Source organism: Aeoliella straminimaris (assembly GCF_024054565.1).
GTDB classification, from domain to species: domain Bacteria; phylum Planctomycetota; class Planctomycetia; order Pirellulales; family Lacipirellulaceae; genus Aeoliella; species Aeoliella straminimaris.
On the sequence record NZ_JAMXLR010000026.1, the window covers coordinates 135,340 to 149,166 of the forward strand.

General features: G+C 60.0%; 10 protein-coding genes. 4 read left to right on the forward strand and 6 right to left on the reverse strand.

Going from position 1 to position 13,827, the window contains the following annotated elements:
• The first annotated feature begins 352 nt into the window (after nucleotides 1-352).
• Together NG895_RS07425 and NG895_RS07430 are read left to right on the forward strand one after the other, a co-directional pair.
• Entirely contained in the window at nucleotides 353-1,600 is a 1,248-nt protein-coding gene (locus NG895_RS07425; protein ID WP_252851839.1) for an ADP-ribosylglycohydrolase family protein, read from the forward strand.
• A gap of 242 nt (nucleotides 1,601-1,842) precedes the next feature.
• Entirely contained in the window at nucleotides 1,843-2,775 is a 933-nt protein-coding gene (locus NG895_RS07430) for a hypothetical protein (protein WP_252851840.1), read from the forward strand.
• A 58-nt stretch (nucleotides 2,776-2,833) separates the two neighbouring features.
• On the opposite strand, the gene NG895_RS07435 is transcribed toward NG895_RS07430, so the two are convergent.
• Entirely contained in the window at nucleotides 2,834-4,333 is a 1,500-nt protein-coding gene (locus NG895_RS07435; protein WP_252851841.1) for a coiled-coil domain-containing protein, read from the reverse strand.
• 197 nt (nucleotides 4,334-4,530) lie between these two features.
• Nucleotides 4,531-4,854, reverse strand: coding sequence for a thioredoxin (gene trxA, locus NG895_RS07440; protein WP_252851842.1), 324 nt, complete (start codon nucleotides 4,852-4,854; stop codon nucleotides 4,531-4,533).
• A 249-nt stretch (nucleotides 4,855-5,103) separates the two neighbouring features.
• Between trxA and NG895_RS07445 the strand changes: the two genes are divergently transcribed.
• A complete protein-coding gene (locus tag NG895_RS07445; protein ID WP_252851843.1) occupies nucleotides 5,104-5,682 on the forward strand; it encodes a thioredoxin family protein in 579 nt (192 codons plus the stop codon).
• A 129-nt stretch (nucleotides 5,683-5,811) separates the two neighbouring features.
• Nucleotides 5,812-6,564: a hypothetical protein gene (locus tag NG895_RS07450; protein ID WP_252851844.1), complete on the forward strand. Its 753-nt coding sequence runs from the start codon at nucleotides 5,812-5,814 to the stop codon at nucleotides 6,562-6,564.
• Between the two features lie 394 nt (nucleotides 6,565-6,958).
• Here NG895_RS07450 and ilvE read toward each other — a convergent pair whose 3' ends face one another.
• The 4 genes from ilvE to NG895_RS07470 form a co-directional block, all read right to left on the reverse strand.
• Nucleotides 6,959-7,816 (reverse strand): branched-chain-amino-acid transaminase, encoded by an 858-nt coding sequence (ilvE, locus tag NG895_RS07455; protein ID WP_252851845.1) that lies wholly within the window; start codon nucleotides 7,814-7,816, stop codon nucleotides 6,959-6,961.
• 604 nt (nucleotides 7,817-8,420) lie between these two features.
• Nucleotides 8,421-9,437, reverse strand: coding sequence for an AAA family ATPase (locus tag NG895_RS07460; RefSeq protein ID WP_252851846.1), 1,017 nt, complete (start codon nucleotides 9,435-9,437; stop codon nucleotides 8,421-8,423).
• A gap of 147 nt (nucleotides 9,438-9,584) precedes the next feature.
• Nucleotides 9,585-12,665: a VWA domain-containing protein gene (locus NG895_RS07465; protein WP_252851847.1), complete on the reverse strand. Its 3,081-nt coding sequence runs from the start codon at nucleotides 12,663-12,665 to the stop codon at nucleotides 9,585-9,587.
• Between the two features lie 70 nt (nucleotides 12,666-12,735).
• A complete protein-coding gene (locus tag NG895_RS07470; RefSeq protein WP_252851848.1) occupies nucleotides 12,736-13,632 on the reverse strand; it encodes an NHL repeat-containing protein in 897 nt (298 codons plus the stop codon).
• Nucleotides 13,633-13,827: the final 195 nt, after the last annotated feature.

Here is a 13,827-nt window from a genome sequence, read left to right on the forward strand (position 1 = left end):
CTCGTTCCTCTGTTGACAGAATAGGCCTGACGGGTACATGGTGCCCAACGCAAAGTGGTCTGCCACGTACTTGCAAAAGCGCGTGAACAAGGCTTAAAACTACCAACATAGATTGACGCTGAGTTTCGGCTGGTCTGTCAATCAACTTCTCTGCAAATTCATGGCGTTTTCGCTAATTCGGCGGGAGAGCCCATCCAAGGTGCAAAATCAAAGACGGAAGTCCTTAAAAACAGGGTCCGCACAATCACCTGAGAAGGAAAGACCGTACCGAATCCGCAATTCCAGGTAACTTGCTTCACCCGCCAGAACAAGCAGCGGGGACCGGCAACCACCATGACGAAGGAAATGTGCCATGCGAACTCTCCTGACTGTGATTGTGTTGACCACGATGGTCACCACTGGCTGGGCCGAGCCAACACGACGCCTGTCGCTAGATCAATACGTTGACCGCATGCAAGCTGGTTGGATTGGCCAGATGGTGGGCGTTGGCTGGGGCTTTCCCACCGAGTTCAAATTCAACGGCCGCATCATTCCCGCTGATCAGATGCCGAAGTGGGAACCGGCCACCGTGAACCAATTCCAACAAGATGACTTGTATGTCGAGATGACCTTCTTAGCGACGCTGGAGCAACATGGACTCGACTGCTCGACACGACAGGCTGGAATCGATCTGGCGAACAGTCGCTACGAGCTATGGCACGCCAACAAATTCGGCCGGCAGAACCTCCGTCGCGGCATTGCCCCGCCCGCGTCGGGACATCCTCGCTTCACTCAACACTCCGACGACATCGATTACCAGATCGAATCGGACTACAGTGGGTTGATTGCGCCGGGAATGCCCCAGGTGGCCATCGAACTAGGGGAGAAGTTTGGCCGGTTGATGAACTATGGCGATGGAGTTTATGGTGGGCAGTTCGTGGCCGGCATGTACTGCGAGGCTTTTTTCGAGCAGGACATCCACCGCATCATTGAAGCAGGGCTGGCCTGTATTCCCGCTGAAAGCCAATACGCCGAAATGGTCCGCGACATCGTAGCCTGGCACCAGCAGTATCCCGACGACTGGCAAGCGACCTGGCGACGGGTGGAAGCCAAGTATCATAATCATCCCGACTACACCCATGGTCTTTGCTGTGGCCCGGGCGGCGTGGACCATTTCTCGATCGACGTGAAACTCAACGGCGCATACATACTGATTGGCCTGCTGTATGGTGACCGCGATCCGGATCAAACGGTCATCATTGCCACCCGTTGCGGGCAGGACTCTGACTGCAATCCTTCCAACGCGGCGGGCATCCTGTTCACGACCATTGGCTATCAGAAGTTGCCCGAGCGATTCGTCTCCGCGTTAGACCGGCAGACGAAGTTCGCGCACACGAAATACAACTTCCCCAAGTTGTGCGAGGTGTGCGAGGCGCTCGCCCTGCAAGCCGTCGAACGTTCCGACGGTCATGTCGAAGTGACTGACGATGGCAGTCGGGTGCTGGTGATTCCTCGTCGTCCGCCGACCCCCAGCCAGCTGATGGCGAGTTCTGCGGCCGGCCCCATGGAAGAAATGCAATTTACGCCGGAAGAAATGGCCCAAATCGAGGTTACCGAGTAGGAGCGGCTCGCCGGACGCCCGGGACGGCAGATTTGCCCGCGTTTCGAGCGAATTTCGGTCCCAGACAGGGCCGGGGCGGGGCTGGCCAGCCGTCAGGAATAGTTTGGCAGGCGACCTCCGAGAGATTATGCTAACAGTGGTGCCTCGCCGCATTCCGAGCTGGGATTGCGCCGCGGAGCCACGTTTCTACGGACCCCCCCCCACATATTTGCCCGCACAACTCGCCCGCCGGAGCGAAAGCCATGTTTTCCACGTTCAGTCGTTACGCTGCCCTATTCGCCCTGGTGCTGTATTCCAGCGCCCCCTCCTTCGCCGACAACGCTGCCGAACCCGAAGCAGCCAAGGCGGTAGAGGCCGCTGCGGAGCAGAAGGCTGCCGCAACTAGCGAAGTTCGCGACCTGTTCGAGGCCCGCGACGCCGGCGACATCGAGGTGAAGTTCATCGCCAAGAACGACCACCAGGGCCGCATCCTGATCACCAACAATAAACTGCCGGAGGGCGTGAAGATTCGCATTCCCGACGCCTTTATTGGCGATCCCGTGGTCGCTCAATTTGGCGGCGGTGGCGGCGGCAACTTCGGCGGTGGTGGCGGCTTCGGCGGCGGCGGCGGTGGTGGCAACCAGAGCGTCGGCGGTGGCGGTGGCGGCTTCGGTGGTGGCGGCGGTGGTGGTAACTTTGGCGGCGGCGGTGCCTTCAGCATTCCGCCCGATCGTGTTACCAAGATCGACGTTCCACTGCTGTGCCTGGACCATGGCAAAACCGATCCTTCCAGCAGCAAGCCTTACGAATTGCGTCCGGTTAACCAGAACGACCGCCCTGAGGTTGTCGAACTGCTCAAAGCCTTCGGCAATGGCGACCTGCAGCACAATGCGGCCCAAGCTGCCGTCTGGCACCTGAACAACGGGTTGTCGTGGCAGGAACTGGGGGCCAAGCTAACTGGCACACGCCGCAACATTAGCCGCTCGCCTTACTTCAGCCGCTTCGAACTCGAAGCTGCCTACGCCTATGCCAACGAAGCCGTGCGACGTGGCAATCTGGCTGAACAGCCAGCAGAAGTTGAATCCCCCGGTTACACCGAAACCGAGGTGGATTCAGTAGCCGAGGCTGAAACGGAATCGGCAGGTCAAACGGACGCCGTGAGTGAAACGGAAACCGCGACCAGCGAAGCGGAGTAGTCCGGGGCGACGACCTGTCTAAAGGGTTGATTGCCGCCTGCCTGCCGAAGGCGAATGACTAAGCCACAGCTTCCAGGATTCCCTTGCGCAGCTGCGTCAGCAGTTGGCGGATCTCCGCGCGATAGTCGTCGCGTTCCAACCGCCACTTAGCCTCCATGGCTTCGTAGTGCATCTGCTGGCGGTCGAGTTCCTGCTCGCGGGCAATCAGCCGGCCAGCTTGTTGTTCGACTTCGTGTTCGCGTCGCCGCTGCCATTCCTGGAACTGCGAGCGCCGGGTTTCCAGCTGCACGTGCTCCTCGGCTAGCTCCGCGCGGAACTGCTCCAGTTCGTCGCGTCGCTCGCAAAGCTGCTGGACCTGATGCTCGTAGTGATCGGACAAGCGGGCGCGGGTCTGGGCAATGGAGCGGGTCAGCGCCGCCGGGGCCAGGGCACCGGTTAGCTGGGCCCAAGTCTCCTCGGTTGCTAAACGCATCTCGAGCACCTCACGCTGCGATCCCTCAAGTTCCAGCCGCAGTGCCGAAAGCGACTCTTCCCGTTGGTCGAGTTCGTTCTCCCTTTGGTTGAGTTGCTTGGTGCGTTGGGCCGCCGACTGGGTGAAGGTTTCCCGTTCGGCGATCAGCTTTTGCCGTTCGGTGCGAATTTGCTCCATCGCCCCGCGGTGCTCGTCTTCCAACTCGCCGCGGCGTTTGGTGAGCTTCTGCGTGTCTTCCTTCAGCAGTTGTTCTGCCTGATCCAGATAGCGCGAACGGGTTTCAAACTCGGCGGCCTGCGAATCGAGTTCCTGCATCCGCTCGTAGGTGACGCCCAACTTCTCGAACCGTGCGACGGCCGTCTCGATTTCATGCCTTCGGAACGCCATCTGGGCTTCGCGGCTGCGAAGTTCGGCGTCGCGAGTTTCGAGTTCCTCGGTACGGCGATGCAACTTGGCCCGCCGTTCGTCGAGTTCCTGAATTTGCAGCACCAGGTCTTCGCGTTCGTCGGACATCGACTTATGGCGTCGCTCCACGGAGTGTTCGAACTCCTTGAGCTGTTGCTCGAGCGCTTCGAGTCGCTCGGTCTTCTGTTGGACGTCGGCCGAACGCTCGGAGAGCTCCTCGATCTTGCGATAGAGTTCCGCCTGCCGGACGTCGAGTTCCCGCTGCCGCTTCTCGATGGCCTGCTTTTCGCTTTCGAATTTGTCCGTGTTCTCCGGCGCAGGGCGGGGAGAATCGAGCTCTTGTTCGCGGGCTTCAAGTTCCCGGTGCCGATCTTCAATCCACAATCGCGCGTGGCGGATCTTGTTTTCGATCTCCGCTTCTTGAGCGGCCAGCATCGCTGCACGGCGATCGAGATCCGACTGCCGCCGCTGCAATTGCTCGGCCAGTTCCGCAGCATGCCGATCGATCGGCGGCGGAGGTACCGATGCCGCAGGCGTGGATGCGCCCTGCGCGGCCGACGAGTCAGCGACCACCGCAGCCGGCACTGCCGCTGCAGCCTCGCTACGCACCGGTCTCAAGACGTGCGGAGCATCGATCCGCGCGGTGTTTTCAGTCGTTGGGTTGTTGGGGGAGTCGCTCATGCGCCGAGTCCTTCCGCCGCAAAGTTTCGCTAACTGCGATGATCCGTATATTCCCCCTAGAATGCCATCGACCAATTGGAGTTGCCGACTTGAATGGCGACGCGCAGGAATATTGCAAATACACAAAAAAAAACGAGGCCGCCCCCCAACGGGAAAACGACCTCGTGAAAGCTGGTTTTGCTAGCGTTTAACCGCCGCTACACGCGCGCGGCATCGATGGCCTGCTGCAGCTTGGCCTTGGGTTGCGGACCAACAAAGGTCTCGACCGGTTCGCCATTCATGAACACCATCAGGGTGGGGATGCTGCTCACGCGGTACTGTTCGGCCAGGTTCGACGAGTCGTCGATGTTCAGCTTGGCCACCTTGGCCTTGCCCTCGTTGTCGCCGGCCAGTTCTTCCACCAAAGGAGCAATCATGCGGCAGGGACCGCACCAGGGAGCCCAGAAGTCGACCAGGACCGGTTCGCTGGACTTCAGCACTTCGGCTTCAAAGTTCGTATTGTCAAGTTCGAGAAGTGCCATGTGTGTTGCTCCTCTGCACGCGGGGGGATGTGTTTATGAATAGTACGCCTGCTGCCTGCAAAAGGTTCATTTGGCGCGCTGTGTGTCTTGCGCGATTTGCGCAAAGTGTTACGACGCCAGATTATAGGGCAACAACGGGAAGTGTCAACGCAGCCAGGGCGCGACCGTTGCCAGGCCGTGGGGCATTCGCAATACTTCCAGCAGGCTCTGCGTAAGACGACACCCATTCTTCCCACGAGGTTCCCTGCAATGGCCCGAACTCCCAGCACCATGCTGCCACTAGGCACCGAGGCGCCCGATTTTTCGCTCCCCAACATCGACGGAAGCACGGTTTCGCTGTCCGACTTCGCCGCTTCGCCGGCACTTGTGGTGGCCTTTGTCTGCAATCACTGTCCGTTCGTAAAACACCTGGCGGATGAGTTTGCGGCTTTCGGCAACGAATACTCCGAAAAGGGCGTGGCCGTGGTGGCCATCAGCTCCAACGACGTAGACAATTACCCCGACGATTCGCCGGAGAAGATGGCCGCCGAGGCCCAAGCTCGGGGCTACAAGTTCCCCTACCTGTACGATGCCACGCAAAACGTAGCCAAGGCTTACGCCGCGGCCTGCACGCCTGACTTCTATGTGTTCGACAAAGAGCGCAAGCTGGTATATCGCGGCCAGTTCGATGGCAGTCGCCCTGAAAGCGGTATCCCGGTCACTGGCGAGGACCTGCGGGCGGCCGTCGACGCCGTGCTAGCGGGCAACGCCCCCAGTGACGAGCAGCACCCCAGCATTGGCTGCAATATCAAGTGGAAACCGGGTGCCGCGCCCAGTTACTTTGGCTAGCCGCCAGGCCTTGGCTAGAGTCGCAGGCTGTAGGCAACGCAGTAAATTCTGGGTTTGGCGTTTACAGATTTGCCACAGGCTCCTAATCTTCGCGCGAACGATCTACGCTCGAACCTTGGGAGCCTCATCATGCTGCGCGGAATTACCTTCTCACTGCTCGCCATCGCATCGATGCCCGCCTGGGGTATCGACTTTCGCATCGAGACCAAGGTGTACCGCGGTGATGAGGAGTTGCCGATCACGCAGAACACCACGTTGTTTCAGAACGGGGTGATCTACGACTTCGTGGAGTCGACCGGCCGCGTAGCCATCTACCGTCATCAGCGGGGCGAGACGCCGGGCCAGTTCGTGCTGATCGACCCCGTGCGGAGTGTGAAGACCGACATCACCATCGACCGCATGGACTCCGCCATCGAGAAACTGCGGGCCTGGTCGCGCACCCAGCGCGACCCGCTGCTCGTGTTCGCGGCCGATCCGAAGTTCGATCAGTTGTACGACGAAGAGACGGGCGTGTTGACGCTCGAGAGCCCTTCAATGACCTACCGCCTGGCCACCGTGCCAGTGGAACGAACCGAGGCCTGGAAGGACCTGCGAAATTACTTCGACGGGTACGCCAAGTTGAATTGCATCCTGGCATCCAGCATGCCCCCGATGCCCCGCCTGGCGGTGAACGACGCCCTGGAAAAACGCAATGCCGTGCCAGTGGAAGTAAACCTGAAGATCTCGGACGACGAGGACCAGCAACTGCGGGCCGAGCACCTATTCACCTGGATGCTCTCCAAAGACGACCGCGCCCGCATCACGCTGGTTGGTGAACAGATCGTCAATTTCCGCGATATCTCGAACAAGGAATTCCGCGGCGACTCGGTGGCCTCGAAGTAGGGATTCACCACGGAGATCACAGAGGCCGCGGAGTAGGAATTCTACGCGGATGAACGCGGGTTTTAGCGGATCGTCGCGGATCGATTCAGTGCGAAGCAGGCCAATCGAAGCCATTCTTTCGTGAGATACAGAAGGGAGACCACTGCTGTGGAGGATCCCAGCAGTATCTGCCGGTGATGACGTCGTGGTGTGAGAGCACCACCCCTTCGGTCCACGGTGTCGGCTCATCAAAGTGCAAGTGAGGAGCCACTTCCCCCAACGCAGGTAGACCTGGAAGGATGGCCCAACTCATGGCACGCAACCATTCTCGTAACACTTGAAAGAAGATCCGCGAGAATCTGCCGAAATCCGCGCAGATCCGCGACTAATTCTTCTCCTGTGCCACTGCAATGAACTAACTACGCACCAACTCATGGAATGCACTGGTCAGTCGCTTGGTCATGGGGCCCGGTTTGCCGTTGCCGATGGGGCGGCTGTCGAGTTTCACCACGGGCACTATCTCCGCGGCGCTGCCGGTCAGGAAGCACTCGTCGGCCACGTAGATGTCGTGCTTGGTAAGTGCGGGCTCGGCCAGTGGGATGCATAGTTCCAGTGCCAGGTCCATCACCGCTTCGCGAGTGACGCCTGCCAGAATGCCGGCATCGAGCGGGGGCGTGAGCAGCCGGCCATCTTTGACGATAAAAATGTTGTCGCCCGTGCACTCGGCCACTTCGCCCTTGTGATTGAGCATTAGGGCCTCGACGCAGCCGGCCTGCAGTCCTTCAATCTTCGCCAGAATGTTGTTCAGGTAGTTCAGAGACTTGACCCGCGCGCTGAGGGCCGCTGGATGATTGCGGATCACGCTGACCGTGACAATCTCCAGACCATTGTCGTAGAACTCCTGAGGGTAGAGCGTGATGGTATCGGCGATGATGATCACCTGCGGATTGCTACAACGATTGGGGTCGAGTCCCAACGTGCCCGAGCCACGCGTGATCACCGCTCGCACGTAGCCATCGGACAGCCCGTTCTTGGCGACCGTTTCGTTGATGGCATCCGCCATTTCGTCCGGCGTCATCGGAATCTCGAGCCAGATGGCCCGGGCCGATTCGTACAGCCGCTGGATGTGCTCGCCCAGTCGGAAGACCTTGCCGGAGTAAATCCGCAGGCCCTCGAACACCCCGTCGCCGTACAATAGACCGTGATCGAAGACGCTGATTTTGGCGTCCTCTTGGGAGAAAAATTGACCGCCGATGTAAATCTGTTTTGCCATGAAAATAGCGACGCGGAAGGCGCCGATGAGGTTCAGCGAGTGACACAAACTGGACTAGCTGCCGGGAAAAAACGGGGTAACCGGAATTCTCACCGCTTGTGGAAGTGTAGGTTACGGGCTCGCCACGGCAGTCCTAGATTGTGGCCTAGAATCGGCTGCTGGAGAAGGTGGTGTTTTAGGGGCTGAAGTAGGAAAAACAGGGTGATTAGGGATGAGTCGCACGCTAGCCCCCTGCGGCCTGACTGGGCGATAGCAGGAGGTGGGCAAGAATCACGGCATACACGACCAGGACGAGCCATTCGACTGGCGTGAAGAACCACTACCGGTTCGTGGTGGACCGAGGCTGAGGCTCTTGGGTTGTCCGGGGCGACCGGTACGGGTTCGCTGGTTGTTTGAGCTGGCAATCGCGGAGCCGAACACATTACAGTAGAACTAGCAGGAACAGGGTGAGGGCCAGGAGTCCCCCAGCAATGGTGAGGTCAGCCCTGTTGATTGCCCAGATATTCGTGATCCGTTCTTTTGGTTGCGGTGTGGGTCGAGACTCGGGCGACTCGTACGGATTCGTGGCTTGGCTATTCAACGCAATGAATTCCGTTCTACGGGTTCAGGCCGCGGCGCTGTCGTCGGCCTTCTCGGGCACCTTCTCCAGCAGTTCCAAGAGCACGTTGTCCGGATCGATGCTCTCGGCCTCGGCCTCGAAGTTCAGGATCACGCGGTGCCGCAATGCGGGAAGTACGACCCGGCGGATGTCGTCGAAGCTCACGTTGTACCGGCCCCCCAACAGCGCTCGCACTTTGGCGGCCAGGGCGATAGTCTGCGCGGCGCGAGGGCTGGCGCCCCAGCGGAGGTACTGATTGGTCACCGGCGGGGCAAACTCGCCCTCGGGATGCGTGGCCAGCACCAGCCGGCAGATGTAGTCCTGCACGTGTGGAGCGATGATCACCTCGCGGACCAACTGCTGCCACTCGACGATCTCGCGGCCGTCCATCACCTTCTCGGGCGTAATCACTTCGCCTTTGGTGGTGCGGTCGAGAATCGTGTTCAGTTCGGCCCGGCCCGAGTAACCGACTACCAGTTTGAAGAAAAAGCGGTCGAGCTGTGCTTCGGGCAGCGGGTAGGTACCTTCCTGCTCCAGCGGGTTCTGAGTGGCCATGACGAAGAACGGCAAGTCGAGCTTATAGTGGCTACCGCCTGCAGTGACGGACTTCTCCTGCATCGCCTCGAGCATGGCCGACTGGGTCTTGGGCGTGGCGCGGTTGATTTCGTCCGCCAGGCAAATCTGGGTGAACACCGGACCGCGTTGGAACTCAAATCGCCGGCGTCCATCAGGGTCTTCAACAATCATGTTGGTGCCCAGGATATCGGCCGGCATCAGGTCGGGCGTGAACTGGATGCGCGAGAAGTCGAGGCTCAAGGTCTCCGCCAGGGTTCGCACCAGCAGTGTCTTTCCCAAACCGGGCACGCCTTCCAGCAGGCAGTGCCCCCCCACGAACAGGCAGGTCAGCACGCCATGCACGATGTCGTCGTGGCCCACGATGACGCGGGCAATCTGGTCGTGGACAGCCTGATAACGGGTGGCAAACTCTTGCGCGCGTTTTTCAATCGATTCGGCGAGACTCATTTGTGGAGGCTGGGGGCTAGGGACTGGGATTTGAATTCAAAGGCCGCACTCACTTACTGGCGGCAACAGGGAATGACCAATGACAGATTAACAATCACCAACGGCACTAGAACATGGGGAATTGGTGATACTTCATTGGTCATTTGCTCACTGTTTGTCTTTCCAAACATCTTTCTTGGCTTTGAGCAGCCGCGAGGTGTAGCTTTCTTCTTCCTTGTCGGCCTCTCCCACTTTGGGGGCGGGGGCCTGGGTGGGTCGCTGAGGTGCGGGGCCGTCCATTTCGTCCAGGGGCGAGGGATCGCCGGTCGGCTCGGTCTCTTCGGGTGCTTCGAAGCGGGTCTCCGCGCGACGCGACTCGTATTGTTTCTGCACCTCGGCCTTGCGGCTTTGCAGGCGGCTCATCGTGGCGGGCACAGCGGCTTCGTGCTGGCGGCCCAGTAGCTTCTCGTCGATATACACCCACATCGGCTTGAGCCACTCGAAGCCCACCTGCACGCGGCGGATGAACACATCGCCAAAAAACAGCGTGGAGGCCAATACCACCATCCATGGCCAGATGCTCTGCGTCGACACGGCTGGCGGCAAGTCGCGTCGGTAGGGATCGAACGAGAGCAGGTTTGTCAGGATCTGCGGGTCGCCCGTCAGCATGGTGTTCTGCTCGGACCCAACCAACACGCCGGGTTTCCCCTTGTTCGGCTCGAGACGGGCCATCGTTTCCAGCAGCGGCAAATTGGTTTCGCGGTCGCGGAACTCCTCGCTGTAGCCGACATTCACGCCCGTGCGAATCATCCCCTCGTCGCCACCAGGCTGGACCGACAGCATGTAACTGCCCGGCACCATCGAGTCGAACTCGCCGATGTAGCGGCCAGGTGCAACCTGCTCGATTACTAGCGGAATCGATTCCATGTCGGGCCCCACGACCGTGGCGTTCATCGACGCGACGTTGATGAACTCCTCGTCCTTGTCCAAGGCGTCGATGATCACCCGTGTTTTGCCATCCTCGGTGGTGGTGGCGACGCTGAAGTTACCGGTGTCGCCTGTGGGACGCATTGACCAGCGAATCATCTGGCTGAAGAACTGATCGTAGCGATCCCAGCCGTCCCAGGCCTTGGCCAGTTGCCGCCCACCATCGGAGGTAAACACCACCGTCTTGCCCAAGCCATAAGGCCAGGCGGCCAGCAGCGTGCTGTTGGCTTCGATGCGTGGTTCGGGCGAGCGAAGGATCACCTCCACCAAGGCGCTGTCCTTCACGGTGGTGAGCACATAGCCATTGATGGGGGGAAACTCCTCGGGCCCAATGCCACGGACAATTTCGTGCTGCGAGGTCAGAATCGGCTTTTGCGGCGGGTCCAGGTCTTTGACTAGCGGCCGGGCCACGCGACGGGCCTCGCGCTGGTAGATGCGAGGCAGCGCCTTGGCGTTGCGGACCTTGTAGTACTTGCCCCCGGTGGCCTGGGCGATGTCGCGCATGGTCTTGGTACCCACGGTGCCATGCGCACCAACGGCCACGGTGGTAATCTTCACCTGCATCTTCTTGAACTGCGCAATCACCTGCCGACTGGGGGGCGAGGGATCGCCGTCGGAGATGATGATCATGTGCTTGACGGCCGGCTTGTTGGTCAATTGGTCGAGCCGGGCGAAGCTGTTGGCCACCTTCTTCATGGCGCCTTCGAAGGCCGGCATGTCGCCCACCGCCATGGTGTCGACCCGGGCGAGCATCATGTTGCGATTCTCGCCCACGGTCAGCATGCCCCCCTGCGACTGGCCCCACAGCCATTGGTCGGTCATGTTCCACTGGATCATGCCGGCATAGTCGCGATCGCCCAGGACCTTGATCGCCTCGATGGCAATGCGTTTCTGCCAGTAGTTGCCCTGCGACATCTCGCTGGCGTGCATCATCAGGGCCAGTGCACCCACCGGTACCACCTTGGCGCTTTTGATCTGGAAATCGACCGGCATGGCCTTTTCCAGCTCGGTGTTGGCCCAGCCACCGGCTCCCATGCTGTTGCGGCCGCCAATCATCACCAGCCCGCAGCCGAGCTCCTCGGTGTTGCGGACCAGCATGCTGACCTGGGCGTCGGAGAAGTTGGCACCGCTACCATCGTCTTCGAAGTCCGCGTCGCTGCTGCTGCGAGGCACGTTGGCCAATACTACGGTGTCGTACCGCTGCAGGTCGGCCAGCGTGCTGAACAGCGCGTTGCTGGGCATCACCGTGACTTCCAGGCCACTGGTTCGCAGCCGATCGACCATGTAGTCAAACTGCCCTGGCTCGGCAAAGTCCTCGATCACCAGCACGTGCCCCTTGCCGCGGACGTGCGTAAATGCCGTGCCAACGTTGTTTTGGGCGGTGCCGTCGCTGCTGGGATCGGCGGGGAAAAACTGGGCTTCGTAGGTGTAAAAGTCGGGGCGCTCGATGGTCTCGGTCACTGAGAACCGGCTCTTGCCGGGTGGCAACTCGACGGGTCCCTCGGTCAGGGTCTCCTGATAGTCGCCCGTCTTGCGAACGATCTTCAACGTACCGGGAAGCGGCGGTGCACCTTCGGGGGCGTCGTGATTCAGCACGACACGCAACTCGAAAGGCTGCCCCTGACGAACGTCGCTCGGCAACGTAACCTTCTCGACCGAAGCCTCACTACGCACGGGTAGATCGACTGGCAACACATCGATGCTGATGCCGGCATCGGCCAGGGCCCGGGCTTCGCTCAAGGCATCGCCCAGGTTCTCGTTGCCATCGGTCACCACGACGATCCGCCGCGCGGTCTCTTCGGGGAACAATGCCCGGGCGCGCTGCAGGGCACTTTCCAGATTCGTGTATTGCGGGTCGAGCAGGCTGGTGAGCTTCTGCAGATCGACAAAATAGTCGAGCGGTGGTGTTTCGACTTCGGCATCGCGTCCAAACACGATGACGCCCACCCGGTCGTTCTTTTCGGAGCGGAGGTGCTCGTCGACCGACTCGTTGACGAACTCCATCATCAGTTCCCGACGATCCTCGGGAATGCTCATCGACTGATCGAGCAGATAGAGCACCGTCATCGAGTCGTTCTTCTTGCGATACTGGATGTCGGCCAACGCGAACACCAAGAGCGCGAACACCAGACTACGCAAGATGATGGCCGTCAGCCGACGCCAATGCCCCAGCCCCGCCAGGCTGCGATAGCTGGTAAACCAGATCACTGGCAGCAGAAGCAGCAGCAACAGGTACCACGGGCTGTCGAAGGCGAAAGGCATGATGGGGATGGATGAAGGACGAAATGACGTGTGCGGCGACTCTCGCCTCACTTACTCACTTACCCGCGGCTCAAATAGTGAATCGCTGAACTCGATGATTGTAGCTATCCAGTACGAATGTTTTACCTCGTGAATCCTGCACGATGGACCAAGGGTTGTGCAACTGGCCCGGTTCGCGGCCCTGGGCCCCCCAGGTGGCCAACGACTTGCCCTGCTGGCTGAACTTCTGGACGCGGCTGTTTCCATATTCGCAAACCAGCACGTGATCTTGCGCGTCGATCCACATGCAATAAGGATACGAAAGCTGCCCCGGTTCGATTCCCTCCTCGCCCCATTCAAAAAGTTGTTGGCCTTGTCCGTCGAAGACCTGCAGCCGGTGGTTGCCGGCGTCGCACACCCAGACGCGATCCTGGGTATCGACCCACAGATTCTGCGGGCGGAGGAAGTGCCCCGCCTCGTTTCCATGAGTGCCCCATTGTAGGACAAAACTGCCGTCGGGGGCGAATTTTTGGATTCGATCGTGCTGGCCATACTCCGAGACGAACAGATTTCCGGCCGAGTCGCGGACGATGTCGGTGGTCCACCCCAATTGCCCAGGCCCGCTCCCTTCCTCGCCGAAGCTCTCGTCCTCCAGCAACTTGCCCTCGGGCGTATAGACCAGAACCCGAAAATAGTGCGTATCCGCGACGTACAGCTTCCCATTGATGAACGACATGCCGGTGGGGCGGCCGTTCTTGCTCTGGGGGGTTCGCCAGCCACGGAGAAACTTGCCGTCGCGGTCGAAAACCTGGATCCGGGCGGTAATATCGACCAGGTAAAGTAGGTCGTCCGGGTCGATGCACATGGCCCGGGGCTTCTGCAGCTTGCCAGGAGAAATTCCACGCTCGCCCCACACCTTTTCCGGTCGCGAACTGCCCGAGGCCGAGGAAAAACAACCGGCAAAGGGGCTGAGCGAGGCGGCTGCCAACGCTCCATGCAGGAAGTTCCTCCGAGAGATTCGGTTAGAAGGACCGCCGGCGGATGGGGACAAGTTGCGCTTCACCCCATCAATTACAACCGCTGGACGTGGTGCTTGGCAACACTTGTCGGAATTTTTCGCCAGGAACGAGCCAGCGGACGCGGTTGCCCAGACCGGTTGAGAGCTTTATAACTTGGGATGCTT